Consider the following 26,002-nt stretch of genomic DNA (forward strand, 5'->3'; position numbering starts at 1 on the left):
CCGGACGCGCGTCGATCCCCAATACGCGTTTCTCGAGCGGTTGCTTCCGAGGACCGAAAATAGCGGTATGATATCTACCTATAACACCTCTAGAACACGTTCAGGCGATCTGACAACCCGAACGTTATTTCCGCCTCTTCGTATGAGTCAGGCACATGCCGGCAATACGAACGCGGGGACTCACGAAACGCTACGGTGCCGGCGACGAGTCCGTCGTTGCGCTCGAGGAGCTCGATCTCGAGGTCGCGGAGGGGGAGGTGTTCGGCTTTCTCGGGCCGAACGGCGCCGGAAAAACGACCACGATCGACCTGTTACTGGATTTCGTCCGGCCGAGCGAGGGATCGGCGACCGTCCTCGGCTACGACGCGCAGGACGAGACGGACGCGGTTCGCGACCGCGTCGGCGTACTGCCGGAAGGGTTCGATCTCTGGGACCGCTCGTCGGGCCATCGCCACCTCGAGTTCGCGATCGAGTCCCAGGACGGTGAGCGGGAGCCGGACGCCCTGCTCGAGCGAGTCGGCCTCGATCGGAACGACGGGCAACGGCCGGTCGGAGACTACTCGAAGGGAATGCTCCAGCGACTCGCGATGGCGATGGCGCTCGCGGGCGACCCCGACGTGCTCATCCTCGACGAGCCGTCGGGCGGGCTCGACCCGAACGGGATTCGGACGATGCAAGAGATCGTCCGCGAGGAGGCCGAGACCGGAACGACCGTCTTCTTCTCGAGTCACATCCTCGGGCAGGTGGCGGCGGTCTGCGACCGGGTCGGTATCCTCGACGACGGCGAACTGGTCACCGTCGACACCATCGAGGGGCTTCGCGACGCGGCCGGCGTGGGATCACGACTCGTCGTCGAGGTCGCCGGCGAACCCGGAGAGCCGGTCACCGATCTGACGACGATCGAGGGCGTCACCGACGTCAGCCGCGCCGAAGACGGAGTGCACGTCTCCTACACAGATCCGCGCGCCAAGGCGACGGTCGTCCACCGACTCGTCGAGTCAGACGCGGCGGTGCTGGACTTTGACATCGAGGAAGCGACGCTCGAGGACCTGTTCGCGGCGTTTACCGGATCGAACTCGAGCCGCGAGGCCGATCACCGAGCCGAGCGGGACGTGCGGATCGAAACCGGGGATGATGGGCCCGCGCTCGAGGCCGAATCGGAGGAGGTGGACCGATGACCTGGGTCGCGATCGCGCGCAAGGACTTCGAGGACGTCGTTCGCTCGCGGATGGTCTGGGGAATCATTGCGGTCTTCCTGTTCCTGATGGGGATCGTGACGCTTGGCGCGTCGGCACAGATCGAGGACCCGAGCGCGACGGACGTCATTTTCTTCTTCACGAACGTCGGCGGACAGATCTTCGTCCCCATCATCGCGCTGGTCGTCGGTTACATGGCGATCGTCGGGGAGCGCCAGTCTGGTAGCCTCAGGATCCTGTTCGGGCTCTCGCACAACCGCCGCGACGTGCTCTTCGGAAAGCTCGTGAGTCGAACCGGCGTCATCGCCGTCGCGACGCTCGTGGCCTGTGCGTTCGCCGTGGCCCTCATGGTCGGCCTGTTCGGCTCGCTTCCCGTCCGAACGGTGCTGGGGTTCGTCACCCTGACGCTCCTGCTCGGAGCCGCCTTCACCGCCATCGCCGTCGGCGTCTCGGCGATGACCGACACCCGAATGCGGGCGATGGGCGGCGCGATCGGCAGCTACATCCTGTTTACGCTGGTGTGGCACCCGCTAGTCGCCGGCGTCCACTACCTGCTTGCGGGAGAACTCGTCGGCCTCGAGGCACCGGAATGGTACCTCTTCGCGCTCCGGCTAAACCCGCTCGAGGCGTACAGGCAGGCTATGAGCCTGCTGATCGACGGATTCGTGCCGGCGCTTGTCGGGTGGGAGAACATCGTCGAAGACGTTCCGGCGTCGGCGTTTCAGGGACAGGAGTCGCTCATGGTGTCGAACCGCATCGCCGGGGACGTCCCGTTCTACTTGACAGAGTGGTTCGCCGCCGTCATCCTGCTCGTCTGGATCATCGTCCCGATTGCGATCGGCTATCGGCGCTTCGAGCGAGCCGATCTGAACTAGCTCCCCGCTCTCGTCTCTGGTAACTCACGCGACGACCGTTCGCTTCGCTCGACGCTCGTTATTGAACGGCTGAAGGGTATCGGGAGGTAGATTTGCTGCTCGCGTAGTTGCTCGCAGCAAAAGTATAGCGGGAGGTAGATTTGAACTACCGGTCTGCGGGTTATGAGCCCGCCGGAATCTCCTGGCTATCCCATCCCGCTATCACATCATATCCGAGTGCGCTAGTTAAGGGTTGTGATTCGGTTGCCGTATGCGGGTTTCTACCGCTACTCTTGATGGACCTGCCACGTGTAGAGGCTCTCACAGGTGTAGTTGACGAAGAAGCCGATGCCGATCCCAACCACGTTCGCCGCCACGTACCAGACGTCGAACCGGCGGACAAGGACCGCCAGTACCGCAAGCGTCACCAGAAACCCGCCGAGCCGGACCAGATTCGAGCGCAGAAACCGCCGTCCTAACGGTCGAAGTCCGACCTTTCCGTACTCCGAAAACGTCCACCGTTCGTTGATCGCGAAGATAACCACAATTCCGAGCTCCCAGGAGAGCACCTTCGCGACGACCGGGCCGAGAACCGTCGCTTCAACCAGTAACACGAGGACCACGTTATCGACGGTCGCACCGACGGTACCGACGCCGACGAACTGGCCGAACCGCGTCGTCGACCAGAGCGCGCGAATTCGCATTCGGACGGCCTCTGACAGAGAATTACTCATCGTCGTGTTCGATCTCGAGCGTATCGATGACTGACGAGGGCACCGGTTTCCATCTTCCGGTCGCCGTCTCAAACAGACAATACATTGATACCAATCCTAGATAGTCAATCTGCATGTCCGACTCGTTCGTCCGGTACTGACAGGAGTCACAAAGCGTTCGGATACGAGCCCACGATTGCACCATTACGAAGACGGAATACCGTTAGATCGCGAGGTCGCTCTTCGCTCGGACGACCTCGACGTCCTCGGCGTCGACGCGGTCGACGTCGAGAAAGTGCGGCGTGAAGTTCCGTTTCTCGTAATCCTCGTACTCGTCCTCGGCACCGACGGTGCACCAGAGCTGGACCCGGTCGGGACCGTGGTACTCGCCGTTGCGATTGATACCGAAACAGACGACCTCCGATTTCCCGTCCCCGTCGTCCCCGCCGTACCGAACGATGGCCCCGTTTCGAATCCCGGGATCCCCGTGGATGATGAGCTGCTTCATGCGCCCAGCTTCACAGGAGAGCGGATTAAACGCTTCGGAGGCCTGTTGGCTCTGTCGCCTGTGCTGTCGGCCGCGAGACGATGGGCGACTATAGTAGTCGTTGAAAGTCATTGCACTCTCGCTCGCGAATCAGCGGCCAGCACGAACGGGGCTGGCCGCTCGAGTGCAAGCGGTGAGTAAATCGTTTCAACGACTACTATAGCAGAAAAACGATATCGATCGAGACGGTAGTAATTATGATGATCGGCCGCGCGCGAACCGAACCGCTACCCGGCGGGACCGAACGACGAACCAAACGGGTTATAAACGGCGCTATCTTAGGCCACGGCAAGTGAGATAACTATGCAGATGCCACGCCGATTCAATACGTACTGTCCGCACTGCAACGAACACCACGAACACGAAGTCGAAAAGTCCCGAACGGGCCGCTCGAGCGGCATGAAGTGGGACGCTCGCCGTACCCGACGGAACAGTTCCTCGATCGGGAACTCCGGCCGTTTCTCGAAGGTACCCGGTGGCGAGAAGCCGACCAAGAAGACCGACCTCAAATACCGATGCAACGAGTGCGGCAAGGCCCACCTCCGCGAGGGATGGCGCGCCGGCCGACTCGAGTTCCAGGAGTGATACCAATGGCAGGAAATTTCTACAGCGTTCGATGCAGTGACTGCGAGAACGAACAGACCGTCTTCGGCAAGGCCTCCTCGGAGGTCGCCTGTGCCGTCTGTGGCACGACGCTCGTGCGACCGACCGGCGGCAAAGCCGAGATCGAACACGAGATCCTCGAAACAGTCGAGTCACGATGAAGTACAGCGGCTGGCCCGACCCCGGCGAACTCGTCGTCGGCAAGATCGACGAAATCGAAGACTTCGGTGTCTTCGTCGATCTCGAGGAGTACGAGGACAAGCGCGGACTGATCCACATCTCCGAGGTCGCGAGCGGCTGGATCAAAAACGTCCGCGATCACGTCCGCGAGGGTCAGATCGCCGTCTGCAAGGTCCTCGACGTCGACAAGAGCTCCCAGCAGATCGATCTCTCGCTCAAAGACGTCAACGACCACCAGCGCTCCGACAAGATTCAGGAGTGGAAAAACGAGCAGAAGGCCGACAACTGGATGGAACTGGCCTTCGGCGAGGAGATCGAGGACGAAGACTACACCGCGATCGCCAACGAACTGATCGCCATCCACGGGGGGCTCTACGAGGGCTTCAAGCAGGCCGCGATCCACGGCGAAGAGGCACTCGAGGACACCGATCTGGACGACGACGAGATCGAATCGATCGTCGAGACGGCCCGCGAGAACGTCTCGGTGCCGTACGTCAACGTCACCGGCTACGTCGACCTTTCGAATCCCACCGACACCGGCGTCGACGGGATCCGCGAGGCACTCGAAGCGGCCGAAGGCAACGGCGAGATCCCCGAAGAGGTCGATCTCGAGGTGAGCTACGTCGGCGCACCCGAGTACCGGATCAAAGTGAAGGCACCGAACTACAAGACCGCCGAATCCCACCTTGAGGAGAGCGCACAGCGAGCGGTCACCGCGATCGAAGGCCACGGTGGAACCGGTCAGTACCACCGCGAGCGCCGAACTGACGACGAATAAGGACCGATGAAATCCGATATCCGGGTGTGTTCGGCGTGGCGCGAGGCCCACGACCGCCCGGTGTATACCCTTTCTGACAGCTGTCCCGACTGCGGTGCCGAGACGGTAAACAGCGCACCAGCGCCGTTCGACCCGACGGATCCACACGGCGAGTACCGACGCGCTCTTAAACGTCGCAACCGCTGATACGGTATGGACGAACTCGAGATCGACGTCGTCGCCGAGGTCGAACTGGACGACCCCGTTCTCGTCGAGGGGTTGCCGGGAGTGGGACACGTCGGCACCCTCGCTGTCGAGCACTTGCTCGAGGAACTCGAGGGCGAGAGCACGCTCGTGCGGCGCATCTACTCCCGTGAGTTCCCGCCGCAGGTGAGCGTCGAGGACGGCATCTCGGAACTGACCTGCGCCGAGATTTACGCCGTCGATGTTCCCGAGGGTCGCGATCTGCTGCTTCTGACCGGAGATCATCAGGCCCAGAGTAACGACGGCCACTACACGCTCACGGATGCCTTCCTCGATATTGCCGAGGAGTTCGGCGCGACCGACGTGTACGCACTCGGCGGCGTTCCGACCGGCGAACTCATCGACGAGTACGCCGTTGTCGGGGCCGTCAGCGACGAATCGATGCTCGAGGCGCACGAGGACGCGGGCGTCGAGTTCCGCGAGGACGAACCCGCCGGCGGCATCGTCGGCGTCTCCGGTCTCCTGCTCGGGCTGGGTGACCGCCGCGGCTTCGAGGCGACCTGCCTGATGGGCGAGACCAGCGGCTATCTCGTCGATCCCAAGAGCGCGCGAGCGGTGCTCGAGGTGCTCGAAGCGGTGCTCGGCTTCGACCTCGAGTACGAGTCCCTGGACGAACGAGCCGACGAGATGGAGGAGGTCATCGGCAAGATCCAGGAGATGGAACAGCAACAGCAGATGGACGTTCCGACGGACGACGATCTGCGATATATCGGATAACGGCCTCGCTTTCTATCGAAGTTGCACTCGGTTACGATCGAGTTCCGCCAGCGGTCGCTCGATCCAGTGACAGCGGACCGTATCAGCCCTCGAGTACTTCGTAGGAGACGTCGGCGTCTCGGAGCGCGTCCGTGACCCGGCCGACCTCGTTCGTCGTCGCGACTGCGGTCACGTCGAGGCCGCGTTCGGCGCCGTCGGCGGCGACTGCACCGGCCGCAAACGTGACCGCCGGATCGGTTCCGAACTCTCGGCAGGCGACGACTGCCTCGACACCGGCTGCAACGACGAGGTCGGCGTCCTCGCAGTGCTCGGAGACGAGCGCCGAATCGACCGCTCGGCTGCCACCGGTCCGTACCGCAGGTACCTGCAGTACCGTCACCGAACCGGGCTCGAGTTCCATGACGCCCTCGAAACTCGTGACGCCGACGTCGGTACCGGCCTCGGCGTCGGTGGTCGCGACGCCGGTGGCCGGTCCCTCGTCACCGGGGGTCGCGTGGAGTAATCCGTCCTCGACCGAAAGTGAGACTGTCTCCCCGTCGGCGATGTCGTCGGTCGCGATATAGGCGGCCTCGCTCATCGCGCCGAGGACGTCGCCGGTGACGTGGTCGGCGAAGCGGCGAACGTCGTCCGCGGTTCGAAAGAGCCAGTCGACACCTTCGTTGGTGACGCGATATCTGGACCTGCCTTCCTTCTCGACGAACCCCTCGTCGACGAGATCGCGGATGTACTCGCTGACGGCCTGGCTCGTCACGCCGACTTCCTCGGCGATCTCCCCCTGGCTGACCGCGGGCTGGCGCTCGGCGATCTGCACGAGGATCCGAAACCGCGTTGCGGCCCGTTTGTTGTCGAGGACGTCGACCATACGGCTAGTGTTTCGTGAGAACGGCAAAAAGGTACGCGATCGCACGATCGCATAGTCCAGCGAGAACCGGCGTCGAGTCCAGGACGATCCAACGGCGGCGATCGCGGCACTCGGGCCGAGGCGTCAAGTTGATAGCGGGAGAGTCCGTCGGGTTCACGTGAGTATGCCGGCCCTACCAGCGACGACCGTCGCGAGCACGGGGGTCGCCGATCCCGTTGCGACGGGACCTGCGACAATCCTCGCTTCGACCGCCGGATCCATTCCGTTCGCAGACTCGCTCGCGTGGATCGCGATCGGCGCGTTCGTCGTGGCGATGGTCCTCGAGTGGTACGGCGCCGTCGACCCCGCGCGATACCTCGCCGCGGGCGCCTGGGTCGTCTTCGGCGTCTTCTGGCTGACGATGGCCCCCCACTACTACCTCGAGGTCAAGAGCCCCATCCAGACGCTGCTGACGATCGCCGCGTTGCCGCTGTGTGCCTACGCCGGCTACCTGCTCGTTCAGGGCCGCGAGTCGCTGCTCTTGCTTTCGAAAGCGATCGCGTTTATGGGGCTCATCTATCTGCCGGCCGAGACGATCCCGTTCGTCCGAACCTGGCTGATCGAGACGACCGCGTCCCAGACCCACTTCGGGATGGAACTGCTGGGGCACAGCCCCGGCATCGAGGAGGGCTCGAACGGCTACCAGAGCCGCTTCGCCTTCGATCCCGACGAGACGGTCACCGGGCGGACGACCTACATCATCATGTCCTGTACCGGGATCGGCAGCATGGCCATCTTCGGCGGGTTGATCGCGTCGGTCAAGGCACCGCTCAAACGGAAGGTCGTCCCGTTCGCGCTCGCCATCGGGGTCATCTGGTTCCTGAATCTCGTCCGCAACGTCTTCATCGGCCTTGCGTCGCCGTGGGGCTGGTTCCAGCAGGACGCCCTCGTTTACGTCGCCACGGAGTTCATGGGCGCGCCAGCCGACCGGACCTCCTACATCGTCGCCCACAACTTCATCGCCCAGTCGCTGTCGATCGTCGCCCTGCTGGGGATCACCTACCTGGTCGTTCGCCTCCTCCCCGAGGTCTTCGAGCCCCTCGAGGAGGTCCTCTACATCCTGACGGGCACGGAGTACGACCTCGCGGACGCGCTCGGCACGGAATCGCGTCCCGTCGGTGGCTCAGACACGGTCGCCGCGTCCGAATCGACTTCGGACACCGGTGACACGCCCGATCCTGGTGTCACCGACCCCGATGTCGATCCCGAGTCCGCGTCGGGATCGGAACCGAACGATGACTGACGTCGACATCGACGTCCCGTTCGATGTCCGCGATCGGTCCGTCTACGTTCCCGCCGCGGAGACGCTCGTACTCTCGGACGTTCACCTCGGCAAAGCGGCTGCCTCGAGCGTCGACGCCCCGATCAACGACGGGAGCGACGTCCTCGAGCGACTCCAGCGAATGCTCGAGGCGACCGAGCCGGCCACGGTCGTGGTCGCCGGCGACCTCTTGCACTCGTTTTCGCGACTCCCGCGCGGCGTCGAGCGGGACCTCGACCGGCTGCTCGAGGCCATCGACGCCGCCGGTGCCGATCTGATCGTCACGCCGGGCAACCACGATACGATGCTCGAGGAGGCATTCGGCGGCGAGACGGCCGTTGAATGCGAACTGGCCGACGGTGAAACGGTGGTCTGTCACGGCCACGAGCGGCCCGACGCAACGGCCGAGCGATACATCGTCGGTCACGACCACCCCGCACTGGCGATCGAGGGGCGCAAACGGCCGTGTTTCCTCTACGGTCCCGATGCCTTCGAGGGAGCGGACGTGCTCGTGCTCCCGGCATTCACGCGACTTGCCGCCGGTTCCACCGTCAACGGAATGGACGGCCACGACTTCCAGACGCCGCTCGTCCGAGACGCCGACGGATTGTACCCCGCGGTCAGGGACGACTCGAGCGACGAGACGCTCTGGTTCCCGCCGCTGGGCGAGTTACGGCGGTTGCTGTGACCCCGTCTCCGTGTTCAGTAGAGACGATCGATGTGTCATTTCGGACCGGTCAACCGACGTGCGGTGGCGCGCGCTGGGCCGCGGCGAACGGATTGTGAGCCGCGGTCTGAAGCCGTGCGAGGGATGAGCGAACGAACGGAGTGAGTGAGCGAATCGGTTGGGGAGGGCGTGGCGATTCCCTGGTGCCACGATAGCAGGACGCGTTGTCTCACCCAATCCCTCCAGAGCACACCGTTCCATTCACACATCTACTGAAAGCACGAACGACTCGAGAGACCGAATCACGACTCAGAAAACGGCTCATCCCGACAGATCGTCGATGACCGCCTTCGCGGCCTGCCGGCCGCTCTCCATGGCACCCTGAATGGACGACCACCGCGTGTAGTCACCGGCGAGATAGACCGGTCCCGCGGGATCGCGGACGTCCGGCAGCTCCTCGAAAAACCCCGGCGGCTGCGCGAACTGGGCGAACGGAACCCGTGCAGTGTGCACCGCCTCGAGCCCGTCGAACCCCTTATCTGGATACCACGACTCGAGCGTTCGTCGCGTTAGCGCAGCGAGTTCCGCATCGTGCTCCGTCCGCTCGCCGAGATAGGTCGCGCTGATGAGGGTCGTTCCGCTCGGCGCGTACTCCGGCGCAACGGCGCTGTGGGGCACGACGTGGTTCGGCCCCTGCTCGGTCGCGTTCAGCAGCAGCCGGCGTCCCGTCTCGAGGTCGAACCCAGCCGGCAGCGCGTAGTACTGGGTGATGCAGCTACGCGCGTCAGTGGGGATCGCATCGACGCCAGTCAATTCGCGAGCGGACGGCGGATCGGTCGCGACGACGACCGCGTCGGCATCGACGGTTCCGGCGTCGGTCTCGACCGTGACGCTCGCGTCTGATCCGCGCTCGCCGACGCCCGCGTCCGATCCGCGCTCGCCGACGCCCACGTCCGGTCCGCGCTCGCCGACGCCGCTCGAGTCTCCGGCAGCCCCCGAGACCGACTCGACCGTGACCCCGGTCTCGATTCGGCCGCCGACCTCGCGAACGCGGTCGGCGAGTTGCGTCGGAATCGCTTCCATCCCCGCTGCGGGAACGGCGATCTCGCCCGCTGCGAGCGTCTTGAAGGTGTACTCGAAGACGCGGCTCGAGGTCGATAGCGACCGATCGAGGGTGATCCCGCCGTAGAAGGGGGCGACGAACTCCTCGACGAATCGCCTCGAGAAGCCACGCTCGCGGAGGAATACGTCGATAGTCGCGTCATCGCCGGCGAACAACGCCGATGGATCAGTTCGCCGGAGATCCCACCAGAGCCGGGCGATCCGTAGCGCATCACCGACGGAGACTGACGGGGCGGACAGCGTCGACGGGATCGTTCCGGGCTCGCGGAGCGGATCCGCGAGCGTCGATCGGCCGTCGGGACCGGCGACGGTGGCACCCGGGGAGAACCGGCGCAACTCGAGCGCCTCGCGATCGAGTTCCCGCTGTACCGCGGGATAGGCGGTGAACAGCACCTGGAAACCGCGATCGAATCGGTAGCCGTCCCGCTCGAGCGTGCGGACGCGGCCGCCGACCGTGTCGCGGCGCTCGAGCAGCGCGACGTCGACGCCGCCGCCGGCGAGGTGACGGGCGGCGACGAGACCCGCGAGCCCACCACCGACGACGAGGACGTGAGGGGGCGAGGGCATAGTGGCTGCTCGAGCGGGAGCGACTAAAGTGGCGGACCTAACGGCGACGGGAGCAACGGCAGCGGCCGGGACGCCGGCACCGACGAGGGCGCTCACGACGTCCCGTCGCTCCGGTCGACCCGACGGCCGACGAGCCTCGAGACGCCGTCGAAGTAGCCGGTCCCCCACAGCGCGACGAGCAGCGCACCGAACGCGTTGTAGAGGAGATCGAAGACGATGTCGCTCGTCCCGTACTGGGCCAACACCGGTTCGCCGCCCACGACGCTCGCCAGACCGGCGGAGGCGAACTCGCTGATCTCCCAGAGGACGCCGAACGCGAGGACGAATATGAGGATGAACAGGAAGCGGAATTCGCTGGGAACGTCGACCGACTCGGCGGACTGATCGAGCGCGTCGACGACGGCGTAGCCGACGCCGGCAACGAGCGTCGCCGAGACCGTATGCGTTACCGAGTCATACCAGCCGAACCGTTCGTAGGGTCCGAGCGTGCCGACCGCGTGGAGCAACGCCGCCGCCGCGATCCAGAGGGCGAGTCCACCCCCCATCTCGTGGCCGAACTCGCGACGAACGAGGCGGGGGAGGAAGGTGAGAGCCAGCGGAATGCCGGCGTTTACGACCAGACCGAAATCGACCGTGACGAGCGCGTAGCCGACGACAAGCGCCAGCAGCCCCTGAATTACTCGAACGGCGTGCCAGCACCGGCGCTCGGAGAGCCCCAGAACGGTGTCGCTGTCTTCCGTCACGACGGATCACCCGAGCGTTCGCGGCGACCGACGCTTGCGGTATCGTGGCGATAGAAGTACACTACGAAGAGCGCGGCGGCGAGCCCGCCGAACGCGGTCGCGTAGACCAGATCCCACATCAGTTCTCCCTTCGTCGTGAGAAACGACGTCGCGAGGAGGGTATCGGAGAGCCACTGGGCGATCACCCAGAGCCCGGCGACGGCCATCGTCGCGAGCACGACGAACGCGACGGCAAAGCGCGGCGACATCTCGATCGGCGTGTAGGCGTCGAGTTCGACGGTGATCAGTAACGCGATCGTCGCGACCGTGAGGAAGCCGGCGATGGGAAGCGTTCCGAACAACCGCGCCCAGATCGGGGCAGCGGCGAGCGCCAGCAGTTCCCACGGGAGCATGACCAGCGCATCCCACCGAACGATGGTTGGCACGAACGCGAGAACGACGATCGTCGTCGCGAGGGCCGCCCACAGAAATGACCCCTGGCTGGCAGTCACGACGGCCGCGATGGCAATCGAGAACACGATCGGCCAGGCGAGCGCCGCGTTCACCTGTTCGTTATCGATGAGCGATTGGAGGACCGGCATTCGTTCACCCGTGCCGTGTGTCACGACACCCGAACGGAAACCGTCGCGGCTTTCACATCCATCCCGCAGTTCACGCGATCGAGATGGATACCGATCAATCGGCCGGCGTAACTGCCGAATTCGGCATCGACTCGCGCCGTCACACGTTCGCGAAGAGCCGACGGCCGATACCGAGGAGAATCAGCAGGATACCCAGCGCAGTCGCGATCGGTGGAACCGGGACGAGGAGCAATCCGACGCCAACGATCAGCACTCCCGTCGATACTCGGACCATGTACTGTGGTCGACGGCTCGAGACAGACCGCGTCGGCAGGCATTCACAGCGTGTGACCGGCGACCGTGATCGGAGCGCGACCGCTTGCCGTGGCCGGTACGGTTTTGCTCGTCGCGGTGAGGGTGTCGGTATGGGAGACCACACTCCGAGCGATTCCGAACGCGACTCCGACGGCCCCGCCTTCCAGCCCGTCTTCGAGAATCGCGTCCGCTTTGCCGAGACCGACCAGCAAGGGATCGTCTTCTACGGCGAGTACTTCACGTTTCAGGACGAGGCCGTCTCCGCGTTCTTCCGGGAACTGGACTACGGCTACGACGACATGCTCGAGGACGGCTGGCAGATACACGTCGTCAACACGGAACTGAACTACTACACCGGCGCGGCGTTCGAAGACGTGATCGTCAACGAGCTGCGGGTCACCGACATCGGCACGGCGAGTCTCGAGTACGAGTATCGAGCCACGCGGAAGGGTGACGACGAGATCCTGGCCGACGGCACCGTCACGCAGGTCGCTGTCGATCTCGAGACCGAGGAGCCGACACGAATTCCCGACGAGTTCCGCGACGCCGTCGCCGCGTTTCAGGGAGGCCTTGAGTCCGGCAAATAGCACCACGGCTCCGGCGGTCAGTTCGGCACCGAAAAAATTCGGAACGGAGAGCGATGCTCAGTGGACGCCGACGTACGCCTCGCGGACGTACTCGTTGTCGTGGAACTCGTCGTGTGTCCCCGACAGCTCGATCTCACCGGTCTCGATCAGCGAGAGTCGTTCCGCGTGAGTCAGGGCGAACGTCGAGTTCTGCTCGGCGAGCAGGATCGTCAGCCCCGTCTCCGCTTGAAGTTTCTCGAGTGCGTCTCCGATATCCTGGATGATGACCGGTGCGAGCCCGAGCGTCGGTTCGTCGAGCATCAACACGTCGGGGTCGCTCATCAGCGCGCGACCGACGGCGAGCATCTGCTGTTCGCCGCCGCTCATGGTCTCGGCCTCCTGCTCGCGGCGTTCGTCCAGCCGCGGGAACAGGTCGTAGACCATGTCGAGGTCGTCTGTGACCTCGTCGCGATCGGTTCGGAACTGAGCGCCCATCAACAGATTCTCGTGGACCGAGAAGTACGGGAACAGGTCCCGATCCTCGGTACAGTAGATCAGGCCGTCCCTGACGATCTGCTGTGGCTTCACGGTGGCGAGATCCGTTCCGTCGTAGCGGATCGTGCCGTCGTACTCGACGAACCCTGCGATGGCGTTGAGCATGGTCGTCTTCCCAGCCCCATTCGGGCCGATCACGCCGTAGATTTCGCCCTCGTTGATCGACAGCGAGACGCCTTTCAGTGCGTGTGACTTGCCGTAGTAGACGTTGAGGTCCTCGACCTCGAGTATCGGATCAGTCATTATAGTCCCTCACCGGCGAGATACGCCTCCTGGACTGCGTCGTCCTCGGCGATCTCCTCGGGCGTTCCCGACGCGAGGAAGTCGCCGTTGTTGAGGACGACGACGCGGTCGACGAGTCCCATCAACCCGCCCATGTTGTGGTCGACGACGACCATCGTCATGCCTTCCTCGCGGAAGCGTTCGATCTGGGCGGCAAGCTCCCCGATCTCCGCCTGGTTCATCCCGGCGAAGGGCTCGTCGAGCAACAGGAGTTCGGGCTCGGTCGCCAGCGCCTTGGCGATCTCGAGGCGGCGAACGTCCGCGTGGGGTAGTTCGTCCGGCATCTCCTGAAGATCGTCTTCGATGTCGATACGAGCCGCGTACTCGTAGATCTCCTCTTGCGTGGCGCCGCCGCGCAGCGAGACGATGCTGTTGGGGAGCGTGAACAGCTTAATGTTTCCGGCGACCGACATCGAGTCGATCGGGTTCGATTCCTGTGAGACTCGCGAGAGTCCCTTGTTGACGACCTGGTGGGTCGAATCGTCGGTAATGTCGTCACCGTTGAACCGGATCGACCCCTCGGTGACGCCGTAGATGCCCATGATGCAGTTGAACACCGTGGACTTCCCCGAGCCGTTCGGGCCGATCAGGCCGACGATTTCGCCCTCGTCGACCTCGAACGAGAAGTCGTCGACGGCGACGAGGCCGCCGAACTTCTTCGTGAGATTCTCGACTTCCAGCACGCTCATCGGCGATCACCTCCGAGCCGCTCGAGTCCGTACCAGAGCTTGCGGAACAGGCCCTGGCGGGCGAACACGAGGATCAGCAGGACGATTATCCAGAGGATCGCCCACCGGAGTTGGGCATCGAGTCCGAACGCGTGCAACACGATGTCCTCCATCAAGATGATGAAGAACGCGCCGCCGAGCGGGCCGAGTATCGAACCCATCCCGCCGACGACGGCCATCGCAATCATCTCGATGCTGTTATCGACGACGATGAACGAGCCGGGATCGACGCCGCCGAATCGATGTGCGAGGAGCACGCCGCCGATACCCATCGGGATCGAACTCAGCATGAACGACCAGATCTTGAACTTGGTCGCGTTGATACCGGCGGCTTCCACCGCTGACTCGTTCTCTCTGATCGCCAACAGGATGAGTCCGATGTTCGATCGTGCGACGATCAAAAGGGCGACTGCGACCGCGAGCATCGGGAGCAAGAAGAGGTAGTAACTCTGGACCGGTTCAGTGATGTCGAAGATCTTCTCGACCCCGGCGAGACCGGTTTCACCGCCCGTGTATTCGCTGAGCGGGTTCATCATCCGGTAGAAGATCAACACGGCGACGAACGTGATCAACGAGAAGTACGGACCGCTCAATCGGAGCGACGGCAACGCGATGAGCAGCCCGATTCCCAACGCTGCGAGCACCGAGACGGGTATCGTCACCAGCATCGGCAACTCCGGGTTAACGTTGTGTATCAGCATCGCTGTCGTATATCCAGCACCGCCGGAGAGAACGGAGTGACCGAAGCTGATGTAGCCGGTGTAACCGCTCTGGATATCCCATCCCATCGCGAGGATGGCCCAGATGCTGGCCGCGATCATCGCCTGAATGAGGGCATAGTTCCCCCAGAACGGCGCGGTCAGCAGCCCGACGAGCGTCCCGACGACCAACACGAACTGCAGGCCGTTCATCTCACCGAAGTAACCGCCGATCAGGCGGTTGTAGACGTTAGCGAGCGGCTGCAACACGCGGTTTATCGGTCCGGTAACGGTCGTGAGTCGATCGAGAGCGGCACCGCCGGCGCGGCCGGCTGCACCGCTGATTCGGGAAGCGATTCCGCTCGAGCGGCCGGTTTCGCTACTCATGGGCGAACTCCCTCCCGTAGAGGCCCTCCGGTAGGAGGAGCAAGACCGCCACGAGGACGATCAGTGACGGAATTCCGACGTATCCCTGTCCGATGAACTCGGTCGTAAACTGCTGGAGATAGCCGATCAGGTAGGCGGCGACGACGGAGCCCTTGATGCTTCCGATGCCGCCGATCACGACGATAATGAACGCGTTCGCGAGCGGATTGAGCCACATCTGCGGCGTCGTCGGTTCGACTGTCCCTAGAATGACACCGGCGATACCGGCGAACGCGCCGGCAATCAGCCACGTGCGAGACTTGACGGACAGCAGATTGACGCCAGTCAACTGTGCACCGCGTTCGCTCATCGATGTCGCGAGGATCGACCGCCCTTCGTCGGTTTGCGTGACGTAGTACCATAGTAATCCGATCGTAATCCACGAGAGAACGAACCCGAGGATGTACATGTAGCCGATTCGCGTTCCGAACCCTTCCAGATGAAGACTGCCGCTCAGAACGCTCGGAGTCCCCTGCGGATTCGCCCCGAATCGATAGTGAATGAGATTCGTCAACAGGAGCGCGACCATCACGGTCGAGAGGAACGTGATGACGACGTTGTCTTCGATGTATCTGACGAGGCCCGCGTACAACGCGTACGAGGCCAGTGCAGTACCGATAACCGCGATGACGAACCCCGCGGCTGGCGGAACCGCAATCGCACCGACAACCGACGACGAGGTGAGGACCACGTAGGCGTATGCACCGAACATGATCAGCCCGCCGTGGGCGAGGTTCAGGACTCCGCCAACGCCGAATATCATCGTAAATCCGATCGCGACCAGTGCATAGATCGCACTTACCACTGCCCCCAGGAGCAAGACCGATAGAATTTGATCGAGCATGTCTTGCTACATCCAGGGGGGCGCGATGTGGTCGCCAGACGAATTGGCCGCGGGATAGACGAGTTCATGATGTCCACCCTCGTCGTCCTCGTTTGCCTGCCACTGGGTGACCGGATAGTTCGAGATCTTTCCGTCGGTTCGTGTCTCCTTGGCGTCGTTCGGATAATCCGAGTCCTCGCCGTAGAGCGAAATTTCTGCGGCAGCACCGGTGTACTCGACACTGTGCATCGCTTCGACGATGTCGTCGAGGTCGTCGTTGTAATTGATGGTGCCAGCCTCTTCGGCGACCTTGCTGTAGAAGTGGATCGCGTCGTAGGTGTTGAACCCCATGTACATGGGCTTGGTCGGCGCACCATCATCACCGTACTCGTCCTCGTAGGCTTCGACGAACTCCAGCGTCTTGTCAGTGACATCTGTAACCCCGCCACCGCCGGACTGGGCCGTCGTCTCGAAGCGACAAATCCCCTGCGTCTGTCCCCAGAACTCCGGATTCATCGATGCGACGTGCGTGCCTTCCACTGCAAAGGGGTATCGGTTCGTGATCCACGGCTTGAGTAGCTTCCCCTGTCCACCGGACGCGAAGAAACGGAGGACTGCGTCCACTCCTGCACTCTCGAGATCGTCCAGGATCGACGTGTAATTATCCGTGCTGAGGCTCACGGTATCGTCGTAGGGGACATCGAATCCGCGGCTCCTGAGTTCATCCGGAAGCAGTTCCTGAAACGACTTGGTCCAGGCAGCTTCCTCGGACAGATGACCGAACGTGTTCCAGCCGTGTTCGTCGGAGAGGAACTCCGCGTAATCGGCCATCGCTTCGGCCTGCAGTTCGGAGTTGATCGGTCCCGTTCGGAAGATATTCTTGTTGTGTTCGTAGTCATCACCGGTCGTGTTCGCCATCGTACTCTGGTCCGCTGACCCCGTGATAATGAACGGAACGTCCTCGTCGGCGATGGTCCCGGTGATCCGCTGAGTGACCTCGCTCGAGAACGTGCCGACGAGCAGATCGACGTTGTCCTCTACGATCATCCGTTCGACGATCTCGGACGTTCCGCCCGGATCCGTTTCGGTGTTCTCCGAGATCAGTTCGATCTCCTGGTCGCGGACCTTTCCGACTTCATCGACAGCGAGCTCGGCACTTCGTTCCGAGCCGACCCCCATCGCCATACCGGTCGGTGCGAGGTGACCGATTTTGAATATTCCGTCATCGTCGTCGCCGCCGACGCCGCCGAGGCAGCCGGCCAGCGTCGTCGTCACCGCACCGGCACCGGCCGCTCCGAGAAACGTTCGGCGTCCGAGTGAGTCCTTACCATTCCTACCCAAGTTTCGATTATTATTATCTTCGTTAGCCATTGTGTATCAGTGAGTTACCGATTCTCAGTCTCCAGTTTTGAGTCACCCGTAATAAAGGTGAGGGAAGTTAGCAAGGATCCTGTGAACTATACACGAGTGTTGTGTTTTACTTCTCTCTCGAGTTACGCGGAGGAACAGGTGACGGAGGAATACGCCGCTCGAGCCCGAGCGGCCATCAACTGCCGTTCAACGGACTTCGTCCTCGAGCCCGGTTGGCTCCTCACGGAGGCGATACTCGCCGTGTTCGAACGCGACGACGCCGTCGTGGCGGAGGTGATCGAGATGGGCGAAGGCCTCCCCCGGTCCGTGGACGATGTGGATTCCCTCGAGGTCGCCGAACAGGTGGGCGCTGACCGTCCAGGCGTCAGCCGGTCCGTGGTCGTCCAGAAACGCGAGGATCGTGTCCGTTCGCTCGCGGTGGTGCTCGAGGATCGCGTCGGCGCGGGCGGTCGGCTCCGCGATCGGATCGCGGTGGCCGGGCCAGACCCGCTCGTAGTCGCGGTCGATGAGTCGATCCAACGTCGCGACGTAGCGCTCGAGCGGGCGCTCGACCCGGACGTCCGCGCCGCCGACGTTCGGCGTGTACACCGGCAGGAGGGCGTCGCCGACGAACGCCTCGTCGCCGCTCTCGGTTTCGAAACAGCACAGCCCCGCCGCGTGTCCCGGCGCGTGCACCGTCTCGAGCGTTCGACCGCCGACCGCGAGTCTCTCCCCGTCCTCGATCGGGGTCGGATCGGCCGGTGATCCCTCGATCTCCGCGGACTCGAAGAAGGCGAGGAGTTCGACTCGTGCATCGTCGGGGACGCCCCACTCCTCGAGGAGTTCCCGACGCCGCTCCTCGACGGCGGCGACGGCGGCGGGATCCTGTGCGACCAGCGGGGCGTCGGCCTCGTGGACGTAGACGGTCGCGTCGCTTTCAGCCTGGATTTCGCCGGCCAGTCCGGCGTGATCGACGTGGAAGTGGGTGAGGACGATGTCGTCGACGTCGGCGAACTCGTAGCCGCGTTCGGCGAGCCCCTCGCGGAGGTCTCGACGGATGTCGTCGGTGGCGATGCCGGTATCGACGAGTGCGAGTTCGTCGGCGTCGTCGTCGGCGAGGACGTAGGCGTTGTTTCGACCCTCGAACTCCTCGTTTCCGAGTACGATGCGGTCCATATCGGCTACCCACATGTTGTCCGCTAATAATTCGCGCGATAGCGGAACTGGACGAGACGAAGGGACGGTCTCACTCGGTCGGCCGACAACGCGCGCTACCGTCTGTCGGTTGGTCAGTCTGAGTGAGAGATCAAAAGAAAAACGTAACCACTAAACCGCCAATTAGCTCTCGAGTTCGGCCCGCAGCAACTGATTCACGTCACCGGGGTCCGCGCTGCCGCCGGTCTTTTGCATAACCTGGCCGACGAGGAAGTTGATCGCGCCGTCGTCGCCCGACTCGTAGTCGTCGACGGCGTCCGGGTTCTCGTCGATTGCGTCGACGACGGCCTGTTGGACCTCGTCCTCGCCGGTCTTGCCCAGTCCCTCCTCGGCGACGACTTCCTCCGGCGTTCGGCCGTCGTCCAGCATCGATCGCAGGACCGTCTCGCGGGCGTTCTTCGCCGTGATCTCGTCCTCGGCGACGAGTTCGACGAGTCGCTTGACCTCCTCGAGGCGGCCCTCGATCTCCGTAATCTCGATGTCGCGGTAGTTGAGTTCGCCCAGCAGGTTGTCCGCGACCCACGTGGCGGCGAGGTCCGGATCGAACTCGCCCGCGACGTCCTCGTAGAAGTCCGCGACCTGCTTGGTCGAGGTGAGCTTCGAGGCGGCCTCCTCGCTCAGATCGTACTCCACCTGAAACCGCTCGCGGCGGGCCGAGGGGAGTTCCGGGATCGAAATCTCATCCTTCCAGTGGGAGACACGCAGCGGCGGCAGATCCGCCTCCTCGAAGTAGCGGTAGTCCTTCTCTTCTTCCTTCGAGCGCATCGAGACGGTGATTCCCCGCGACTCGTCCCAGTGGCGGGTCTCCTGTTCGACCGCGCGCCCGCGCTGGATGGCGTTCTTCTGTCGGGTCTCTTCGTAGGCCAGGGCCTTCTGGGCGCCCTTGTGACTCGAGATGTTCTTGACCTCGGTCCGGTTGGCCGCCTCGAGCGCGTCCGTCCCGATATCGTCGGTATCGTCGCCGTCGATCGCTTCCTCGGGGATGATCGAGAGGTTGGCGTCGATCCGCAGGCTGCCGTCGCGTTCGGCGTCGAAGACGCCCAGGTACTCGAGGACCTCCTCGAGTTCGGCCAGAAAGGCGCGCACCTCGCCGGGACTGCGGAAGTCCGGCGCGGTGACGATCTCCATCAGCGGCGTGCCCGCGCGGTTGTAGTCGACGAGGGTGTACTCCGCCGAATCGATGCCGCCACCGCCGCCGACGTGCTGGAGGCTTCCCGGGTCCTCCTCGAGGTGGGCGCGCTCGATCGCGACGGTCCGGCGCTGACCCTCGACGGAAATCTCGAGTTCGCCCGCCTGACAGATCGGCTCGTCGTACTGGGTGATCTGGAAGTTCTTCGGCAGGTCGGGGTAGTAGTAGTTCTTCCGGTGGAAGCGGGTCTCCTCGGGGATCTCGGCGTCGATCGCCTTGCCGATCTTGACGGCGGCCTCGACGGCTCCCTCGTTGAGCACCGGCAGCGCCCCCGGCAGGCCGAGACAGACCGGGCAGACGTTGTCGTTAGGCTCGTCGCTCGGGTCGGTCGAACAGCCACAGAAGATCTTCGTGTCGGTCTCCAGCTGGACGTGGACCTCGAGGCCGATGACGGTCACGAGGTCGCCCTGCTGGACGGTCTGGGCAGTCATTGGAGGCGATTCGGGCCCGTGGGGGTAAAACGTAACGGGACGGACTCGCCTACCGCGCGTCCTCGAGTTCCTCGAGCGCCGCCGGATTCTCGATGCTGCTCATGTCGCCCAGATCCTCGCCCGTGTAGGTCGCCTGAATGGCCCGCCGGATGATCTTGCCCGACTGGGTCTTGGGGAACTCATCCACGAACAGCACCTCGCGCGGGCGGAACGGTTTACCCAGTTCCTCGCCGACCTGCGCGCGCAGTTCCTCCCGGAGATCGTCCGTTTCCTCGATTCCAGCCTCGAGGACGACGTAGGCGACGACGGCGGTGCCGGTGGTGTCGTCGGGCGCGCCGATCGCGGCGGCCTGATTGACGGCCTCGTGGTCGATGAGCGCCCCTTCGACCTCCGCCGGCCCGACCTTGCGGCCGGCCACGTTGAGGGCGTCGTCGGCGCGGCCGTGGAGGAACCAGAAGCCGTCGTCGTCCTTCTGGGCCCAGTCGCCGTGGTCCCACATGGGCGGGTCCCGGAACGTCGACCAGTACTCGTTGAGATACCGCTCGTCGCCCGACCAGAGCGATTTGGTCATCGACGGACACGAGTCGCGGGCGACGAGGTAGCCGCGCTCGTTGTTCTCCCTGACCGAGTTCCCGTCGCGGTCGACGATGTCGATGTCCATTCCGAGGCCCGGGCCACCGAGCGTACAGGGTTTGAGCGGTTCCGTCGGCATCGGCATCAGGAAGCAGCCACAGATCTCGGTACCCCCGGAGATGTTGATGATCGGGGAGTCGCCGCCGCCGACGTTCTCGTGGAACCAGTGCCAGGACTCGGGATCCCAGGGTTCGCCCGTCGAACCGAGAATCCGGAGGCTGGAGAGGTCGTGGCCCTCGAGCCACTCGTCCCCGTGTTTGCGGAGCGCGCGGATCGCGGTCGGCGAGATGCCGAACTGGGTGAGTTTGTGGCGGTCGATCATGGACCAGAAGCGATCTGGTTCGGGATAGTCCGGCGCGCCCTCGTACATGAAGACGGTGCCGCCGAAGGTGTGGGTCCCGATCAGACTCCAGGGCCCCATCATCCAGCCGATATCGGACACCCAGAAGAACCGGTCGGCGGGTTTGAGATCCATCCCGAAGTAGACCTCCTTGGGACACTGGACCTGGACGCCCGCGTGCGTGTGGACGATTCCTTTCGGTTTGCCCGTCGTGCCCGACGAGTAGAGCAGCATCGATTCCTGACTCGAGTCGAGCGATTTCGTCTCGTACTTGTCGTCCTGCATTTCGACGGCGTCGGCCCACCACTCGTCGCGATCGTCGATCCAGGGAATTTCAGGTTCGCTGGTCGCGGAGCTGGCCCCCAATCTGTCGAAGACGATCGTGTGTTCGACGTGCCCGGCCTCCTCGATCGCCTCGTCGGCGGCGGATTTGAGGAAGACCGGGTCGCCGCGACGGTAGAAGCCGTCGCCGGTAAAGAGCACGGAACACTCGGAATCCGCGATCCGGGTAGCGGCTGCGTCGACGCCGAAGCCCGAGAAGATCGGCACGGCGATCGCACCGACCTTGAAACAGCCATAGAGGATCGAGACGACTTCGGGGACCATCGGCATGTAGAGCCCCACGGTATCGCCTGTTCCGATACCGCGTTCCTCGAGCGCGTTCGCGACCCGGTTCGCTTGCCGGTGGAGTTCGTGGTAGGTCACCTCCCGGACCTCGCCGTGCTCGCCCTCCCAGATGGTGGCGACTTTGTTCCGGCGCTCCTCGTCGACGGCCGCGTGGCGATCCACGACGTTGTGGGCGATGTTGAGTTCGCCGCCGGGGTACCAGTCGGTGAACTGCGGGCCCTCGCTGGTATCGCGGACCTCGTCGTACTCCTCGTCAAACTCGATCCCGAGGTAGTCGACCAGTTCGTCCCAGAACCAGTCGACGCCGCTCTCGGGTTCACCCTCGAGTTCGGTCGTCGTCCGTTCGATGAGGTCGTCGTAGTCGTCGATCCCGTACGTCTGCATGAACTCGGCGACGTTGGTCGATTCGACGAACTCCTGGCTCGGTTCGTGAGCGATCTCGTCGATATCCTCGAGGCTCGGGCTGGTGTTTCCGGGCATTGCTACTCGTAGGTAAGCGTCATGCCCCCATCAAACAACAGGTCGCCGCCGTCGAGGTGTCGCCTGAGGTCAGAAAAGCCCAGTGGGAAGGGTAGCGACATCGATCGGTTCCATCATCCGTGAACGACTCGTCGGCGAACCGGCAGAGTTCCTCGCGGGAAAACGTCGACGCCGTGACCTGCTTCTGGGATATGTTGCGTATGTAATCGTCTCCGCGAACCACGATAAAAATGGCCAACAGACGACCGCCTCGCTGTCCGGTCACCGGCAGCGATCTGGGGCGACTGTAGCGGTCGCTCAAGGGCGTCCTCGAGACGCCTCGAGGAGCCAGCTGAACGACGACGGTTGAGAACACATTCTCCGCTTTGGAGCCTTCTCGTGCGCGTTCTATTACGTTTTCCTTCGTCGACGACGGCCTCGCCGAACGGGACGATACCGGGGGAAACCTGCAACGCGGCGGGGGTTTTTTCCCCGCTCAACGGCTATCAGATATCCATGAGTACTCGAGCGGGCGCGGACGGCGGGGCATTCTGGGGGGATGCCGACGACGACGACGTTGCGCTCCACCGGTATCGGACACTCGTCAACACGATCGACGACGGCATTTACCAGGTCGATACGGACGGACGCTTCGTCGCGGTCAACGACGTCATCGTCGAGGCGACCGGCTATACGCGCGACGAACTCCTTGGCGAGCACGTCTCGCTCGTGCTCGCCGATAGCGATATCGAACGCATCGAACGCGAGATTTCGAGCCAAATCGGCGCACCCAACGAGGACGACATCGCGACGTTCGATATCACCGTCAGAACTGTCGACGGCGACACGATACCCTACGAACTGCGGATCAACCTCCTTCTGGAAGACGGCACGTTCCGGGGCTCCATCGGCGTCGCCCGCAACCGTACCGAGGAACAGCGCCGACAGGAGTCGCTCGCATCGGCGGTGGAATCGTACGATTCGATCACGAGCATCATCGACAAAGCAGATATCGGCGTCTGTATCCTCGACGAGAACTGCGAGATTGCGTGGGCCGACGAGACCATCGAGCAGTACTTCGCTCTCGATCACGAGCGTCTCGTCGGGCGAAACAACCGGACGGTCATCGACGAGACCCTCAAACACAGGTTTGCCGATGCCGATTCGTTCGCCGAGACCGTCCTCTCGTCGTACGACGACGATCACTACGTCGACCGCCTCGAGTGTCGGGTCGTGGACGACGGGACCGACCTCGAGGACCGATGGCTCCGATACCAGAGTAAACCGATCGAATCGGGGGAGTTCGCCGGCGGCAGGGTCGAATTTTACTACGATATTACCGATCAGAAGCAGTCCGAGGAGGACCTAGAAGAGAACAGGGAAGCGTTTCAGTCCCTGGTCGACGCCGTCGAGGAGTACGCGATCTTCCGACTGGACGCGGACGGTCACGTCCTCACCTGGAACAGGGGTGCGCGGACCCTCAAGGGCTACGACCGCAAGGAGATCGTCGGCGAGCACTTCTCGACGTTTTACACCGATGCGGATCGAGCGGCGAACGTTCCCGAACAAAACCTCGAGCGAGCGCTCGAGACCGGATCCGCCGAGGACGAAGGGTGGCGCGTCCGAGAGGACGGGACGCGGTTCTGGGCGAACGTGACGATCACGCCGGTTCGGGACGATAACGGCACCCATCGGGGCTATCTGAAGGTAACTCGCGATATGACGGACCGCTGGGAGCGCGAGCAGGAACTCGAGAGCGAACTCCAGCGCATTCTCGGGCGGATTTCCGACGCCTTCTACGCGGTCGATGACGAGTTCCGATTCACGCACGTCAACGAGCGCGCCGCCGAACTCCTCCAGCAGACCGAGGAGGAGCTACTCGGCGAACAGCTCTGGGAGGTGTTCCCGGATCTCCGTGACCTCGACGAGGTCTGGGACGCCTTCCACACGGCGCTGGAGACGCAGGAGCCGACCAGCTACGAACTGTACTACGACACGCTTGACTTCCGTGTCGAAGCGAACCTCTACCCCTCCGAGACCGGGATCTCGGTGTACTTCCGCGACGTCACCGAACGCAGAGAGCGCGAGCAGGAACTCGAGCAGACGGAGCGGCGCTTCGAAGCGATCTTCGAGGATCCGAACATCCTCGTCGGGCTGCTCGAGACCGACGGGATGGTGCTGGATATCAACGGGACGGCGATGGAGTACATCGACGCCGACCTCGCTGACGTGACCGGCGAGCCGTTCTGGGAGACGCCGTGGTGGGGAGAGGGCGAGGACGTTCGGTCTTCGGTCAGGGAGTGGACCGAACGCGCGGCGGCCGGCGAGTACGTCAACTTCGAGGCCGACCTCACGCGACCCGACGGCGAGCAGTACACGCTCAACGGCGTCTTCAGGCCCGTCACGAACGACGAGGGTGACGTCGTGTCGATCGTCGTCTCGGACCGCGACGTCACGGAACGAAAGAAGCGCGAACGCGAACTCGAGGAGTCCGAGCAGCGCTACCGTACCCTCGCCGAGCACTTCCCGAACGGCGTCGTCACCCTCTTCGACCACGACCTCGAGTACACGCTGGTCGCGGGGCAAGGCTTCGACAAGATACCCGTGGACCCGGCGGAAGCCGAGGGGGAACAGTTCGACGACGTCTGGCCCGAGGAGACGATCGACACGCTCAAACCGGCGCTTCAAGCCGCACTCGAGGGCAAGGAGCGAACGGTCGAACTGGAGTACGCCGGCCGGGAGTGGGTGCTCTATACGGTCCCGATCACCGACAATCGAGGCGACGTCTTCGCCGGCGTGTCGATGGCCCACGACATCACCGAACGCAAGGAGTACCAGCGCAGACTCGAGGAGACGATCGACCGACTCGAGGAGTCCAACCGTCGATTGGAACAGTTCGCCTACGCGGCCTCCCACGACCTGCAAGAGCCCCTGCGGATGGTCTCGAGTTACCTCCAACTCATCGAGAGCCGCTACGGCGACGAACTCGACGAGGACGGCGAGGAGTTCCTCGCGTTCGCGGTCGACGGTGCCGACCGAATGCGCGACATGATTGATGGACTGCTGGCGTACTCTCGAGTCGAGACGCAAGGGGATCCGATCGAACCCGTCGACCTCGATTCGGTCCTCGAGAGCGTGCTCGCGGATCTACAGCTCCAGATCGAGGAGACGGACGCCGAAATAACGACCGACACGCTCCCCCGCGCCGAGGGCGACGCGGCCCAGTTGCGACAGGTGTTCCAGAACCTGCTGAGTAACGCCCTCGAGTACAGCGGCGACGAGCCGCCGCGAGTTTCCGTCGACGCCGAACGCCGGGGACGAGAGTGGGTGATTTCGGTGCACGACGAGGGCATCGGAATCGATCCCGACGATCAAGAGCGCGTGTTCGAGGTCTTCCAGCGCCTCCACAGCCGTAAGAAGTATTCCGGGACGGGGATCGGCCTCGCGCTCTGTCAGCGGATCATCGAACGCCACGGCGGCGAGATCTGGGTCGACTCCGAACCGGGTGAGGGCGCGACATTCTCCTTTACACTTCCCGCGGTGGACGATTTCGAGCCGTAAGTCCACCGAGCGTCTCGTTTTCACTCGCGATTCGTCGCGTCCCGTCCCGCCGCTACAGTTTGTATACCTCTCACACTGGCTGTCACAGTCTCCACAGTCATCCCATTCAGCGGGCGGCCGGTACCGGATCTGCAGCCAGTGCAAACGCGGCA

26 protein-coding genes, 1 tRNA gene and 1 pseudogene are annotated in these 26,002 nt (G+C 63.5%); 11 read left to right on the top strand and 17 right to left on the bottom strand.

All coding sequences use genetic code 11. The annotated features are described in order from the left end of the window. The first annotated feature begins 155 nt into the window (after window positions 1-155). Window positions 156-1,178 (top strand): ATP-binding cassette domain-containing protein, encoded by a 1,023-nt coding sequence (locus tag ACEWFR_RS09930; protein ID WP_374060876.1) that lies wholly within the window; start codon window positions 156-158, stop codon window positions 1,176-1,178. Next, entirely contained in the window at window positions 1,175-2,071 is an 897-nt protein-coding gene (locus ACEWFR_RS09935; RefSeq protein WP_374060877.1) for an ABC transporter permease, read from the top strand. The genes ACEWFR_RS09930 and ACEWFR_RS09935 overlap by 4 nt, the downstream gene beginning before the upstream one ends. Before the next feature lie 125 nt (window positions 2,072-2,196). On the opposite strand, the gene ACEWFR_RS09940 is transcribed toward ACEWFR_RS09935, so the two are convergent. The 3 genes from ACEWFR_RS09940 to ACEWFR_RS09950 all read right to left on the bottom strand — a co-directional run bounded on the left by ACEWFR_RS09940 (window position 2,197) and on the right by ACEWFR_RS09950 (window position 3,271). Then, a tRNA-Met gene (locus ACEWFR_RS09940) sits at window positions 2,197-2,271 on the bottom strand. A 66-nt stretch (window positions 2,272-2,337) separates the two neighbouring features. Next, a complete protein-coding gene (locus ACEWFR_RS09945; protein ID WP_374060878.1) occupies window positions 2,338-2,784 on the bottom strand; it encodes a GtrA family protein in 447 nt (148 codons plus the stop codon). 202 nt (window positions 2,785-2,986) lie between these two features. Then, complete coding sequence (locus ACEWFR_RS09950) at window positions 2,987-3,271, bottom strand: HAH_0734 family protein (protein ID WP_374060879.1); 285 nt, start codon at window positions 3,269-3,271, stop codon at window positions 2,987-2,989. A gap of 342 nt (window positions 3,272-3,613) precedes the next feature. On the opposite strand from ACEWFR_RS09950, the gene ACEWFR_RS09955 reads away from it, so the two are divergent. The 5 genes from ACEWFR_RS09955 to ACEWFR_RS09975 are packed head-to-tail and all read left to right on the top strand — an operon-like array spanning window position 3,614 to window position 5,831. Next, a complete protein-coding gene (locus ACEWFR_RS09955) occupies window positions 3,614-3,895 on the top strand; it encodes a 50S ribosomal protein L44e (RefSeq protein WP_374060880.1) in 282 nt (93 codons plus the stop codon). 5 nt (window positions 3,896-3,900) lie between these two features. Beyond that, on the top strand, window positions 3,901-4,074 hold the full coding sequence (locus ACEWFR_RS09960) for a 30S ribosomal protein S27e (protein WP_097378458.1): 174 nt from the start codon (window positions 3,901-3,903) through the stop codon (window positions 4,072-4,074). Further along, window positions 4,071-4,871: a translation initiation factor IF-2 subunit alpha gene (locus ACEWFR_RS09965; protein ID WP_374060881.1), complete on the top strand. Its 801-nt coding sequence runs from the start codon at window positions 4,071-4,073 to the stop codon at window positions 4,869-4,871. The genes ACEWFR_RS09960 and ACEWFR_RS09965 overlap by 4 nt, the downstream gene beginning before the upstream one ends. A gap of 6 nt (window positions 4,872-4,877) precedes the next feature. Beyond that, entirely contained in the window at window positions 4,878-5,057 is a 180-nt protein-coding gene (locus ACEWFR_RS09970; protein ID WP_374060882.1) for an RNA-protein complex protein Nop10, read from the top strand. Between the two features lie 6 nt (window positions 5,058-5,063). Beyond that, window positions 5,064-5,831, top strand: coding sequence for a proteasome assembly chaperone family protein (locus ACEWFR_RS09975; RefSeq protein WP_374060883.1), 768 nt, complete (start codon window positions 5,064-5,066; stop codon window positions 5,829-5,831). Window positions 5,832-5,913: 82 nt separating this feature from the next. Here ACEWFR_RS09975 and ACEWFR_RS09980 read toward each other — a convergent pair whose 3' ends face one another. Further along, complete coding sequence (locus ACEWFR_RS09980) at window positions 5,914-6,693, bottom strand: MarR family transcriptional regulator (RefSeq protein WP_374060884.1); 780 nt, start codon at window positions 6,691-6,693, stop codon at window positions 5,914-5,916. 163 nt (window positions 6,694-6,856) lie between these two features. On the opposite strand from ACEWFR_RS09980, the gene artA reads away from it, so the two are divergent. Together artA and ACEWFR_RS09990 are read left to right on the top strand one after the other, a co-directional pair. Then, complete coding sequence (gene artA, locus ACEWFR_RS09985) at window positions 6,857-7,975, top strand: archaeosortase A (RefSeq protein WP_374060885.1); 1,119 nt, start codon at window positions 6,857-6,859, stop codon at window positions 7,973-7,975. Then, window positions 7,968-8,681, top strand: coding sequence for a metallophosphoesterase (locus ACEWFR_RS09990; protein WP_374060886.1), 714 nt, complete (start codon window positions 7,968-7,970; stop codon window positions 8,679-8,681). The genes artA and ACEWFR_RS09990 overlap by 8 nt, the downstream gene beginning before the upstream one ends. Before the next feature lie 300 nt (window positions 8,682-8,981). Here the strand turns inward: ACEWFR_RS09990 and ACEWFR_RS09995 are convergent, their stop codons facing one another. The 4 genes from ACEWFR_RS09995 to ACEWFR_RS10010 all read right to left on the bottom strand — a co-directional run bounded on the left by ACEWFR_RS09995 (window position 8,982) and on the right by ACEWFR_RS10010 (window position 11,947). Next, entirely contained in the window at window positions 8,982-10,349 is a 1,368-nt protein-coding gene (locus ACEWFR_RS09995) for an NAD(P)/FAD-dependent oxidoreductase (RefSeq protein WP_374060887.1), read from the bottom strand. A gap of 92 nt (window positions 10,350-10,441) precedes the next feature. After that, entirely contained in the window at window positions 10,442-11,092 is a 651-nt protein-coding gene (locus ACEWFR_RS10000; protein ID WP_098724302.1) for a hypothetical protein, read from the bottom strand. Then, window positions 11,089-11,673, bottom strand: a complete 585-nt coding sequence (locus ACEWFR_RS10005) for a hypothetical protein (protein WP_374060888.1) — start codon at window positions 11,671-11,673, stop codon at window positions 11,089-11,091. The genes ACEWFR_RS10000 and ACEWFR_RS10005 overlap by 4 nt, the downstream gene beginning before the upstream one ends. A gap of 139 nt (window positions 11,674-11,812) precedes the next feature. Beyond that, complete coding sequence (locus ACEWFR_RS10010; protein WP_374060889.1) at window positions 11,813-11,947, bottom strand: transporter; 135 nt, start codon at window positions 11,945-11,947, stop codon at window positions 11,813-11,815. A 130-nt stretch (window positions 11,948-12,077) separates the two neighbouring features. Here ACEWFR_RS10010 and ACEWFR_RS10015 point away from each other — a divergent pair, with 130 nt between their 5' ends. After that, window positions 12,078-12,554, top strand: coding sequence for an acyl-CoA thioesterase (locus ACEWFR_RS10015; RefSeq protein WP_374060890.1), 477 nt, complete (start codon window positions 12,078-12,080; stop codon window positions 12,552-12,554). Window positions 12,555-12,611: 57 nt separating this feature from the next. Here ACEWFR_RS10015 and ACEWFR_RS10020 read toward each other — a convergent pair whose 3' ends face one another. The 9 genes and pseudogenes from ACEWFR_RS10020 to ACEWFR_RS10060 form a co-directional block, all read right to left on the bottom strand. Continuing rightward, window positions 12,612-13,331, bottom strand: coding sequence for an ABC transporter ATP-binding protein (locus ACEWFR_RS10020; RefSeq protein WP_098724306.1), 720 nt, complete (start codon window positions 13,329-13,331; stop codon window positions 12,612-12,614). Beyond that, the gene (locus tag ACEWFR_RS10025; protein WP_374060891.1) at window positions 13,331-14,059 is read right to left on the bottom strand and encodes an ABC transporter ATP-binding protein; all 729 of its coding nucleotides are present in this window, start codon (window positions 14,057-14,059) and stop codon (window positions 13,331-13,333) included. The genes ACEWFR_RS10020 and ACEWFR_RS10025 overlap by 1 nt, the downstream gene beginning before the upstream one ends. Then, window positions 14,056-15,183 (bottom strand): branched-chain amino acid ABC transporter permease, encoded by a 1,128-nt coding sequence (locus ACEWFR_RS10030; RefSeq protein WP_374060892.1) that lies wholly within the window; start codon window positions 15,181-15,183, stop codon window positions 14,056-14,058. The genes ACEWFR_RS10025 and ACEWFR_RS10030 overlap by 4 nt, the downstream gene beginning before the upstream one ends. After that, window positions 15,176-16,066, bottom strand: coding sequence for a branched-chain amino acid ABC transporter permease (locus ACEWFR_RS10035; protein ID WP_374060893.1), 891 nt, complete (start codon window positions 16,064-16,066; stop codon window positions 15,176-15,178). Before ACEWFR_RS10035 ends, ACEWFR_RS10030 begins: the two co-directional genes overlap by 8 nt. A 6-nt stretch (window positions 16,067-16,072) precedes the next feature. Continuing rightward, window positions 16,073-17,320 carry an ABC transporter substrate-binding protein gene (locus ACEWFR_RS10040; protein WP_374060894.1) on the bottom strand — a complete coding sequence of 416 codons (1,248 nt, stop codon included), beginning with the start codon at window positions 17,318-17,320 and terminating at the stop codon, window positions 16,073-16,075. 282 nt (window positions 17,321-17,602) lie between these two features. Then, complete coding sequence (locus tag ACEWFR_RS10045; RefSeq protein WP_374060895.1) at window positions 17,603-18,571, bottom strand: MBL fold metallo-hydrolase; 969 nt, start codon at window positions 18,569-18,571, stop codon at window positions 17,603-17,605. Window positions 18,572-18,733: 162 nt separating this feature from the next. Continuing rightward, window positions 18,734-20,230: an Asp-tRNA(Asn)/Glu-tRNA(Gln) amidotransferase subunit GatB gene (gene gatB / locus ACEWFR_RS10050; RefSeq protein WP_374060896.1), complete on the bottom strand. Its 1,497-nt coding sequence runs from the start codon at window positions 20,228-20,230 to the stop codon at window positions 18,734-18,736. Window positions 20,231-20,279: 49 nt separating this feature from the next. Continuing rightward, on the bottom strand, window positions 20,280-22,310 hold the full coding sequence (locus tag ACEWFR_RS10055) for an AMP-binding protein (RefSeq protein ID WP_374060897.1): 2,031 nt from the start codon (window positions 22,308-22,310) through the stop codon (window positions 20,280-20,282). 2 nt (window positions 22,311-22,312) lie between these two features. Then, window positions 22,313-22,433: pseudogene (locus tag ACEWFR_RS10060) on the bottom strand (D-beta-hydroxybutyrate dehydrogenase); the annotation flags it as partial. A 372-nt stretch (window positions 22,434-22,805) separates the two neighbouring features. On the opposite strand from ACEWFR_RS10060, the gene ACEWFR_RS10065 reads away from it, so the two are divergent. After that, window positions 22,806-25,850, top strand: a complete 3,045-nt coding sequence (locus ACEWFR_RS10065) for a PAS domain S-box protein (protein ID WP_374060898.1) — start codon at window positions 22,806-22,808, stop codon at window positions 25,848-25,850. Window positions 25,851-26,002: the final 152 nt, after the last annotated feature.

This window comes from Natrinema sp. H-ect4, from assembly GCF_041894845.1.
Lineage (GTDB): Archaea > Halobacteriota > Halobacteria > Halobacteriales > Natrialbaceae > Natrinema.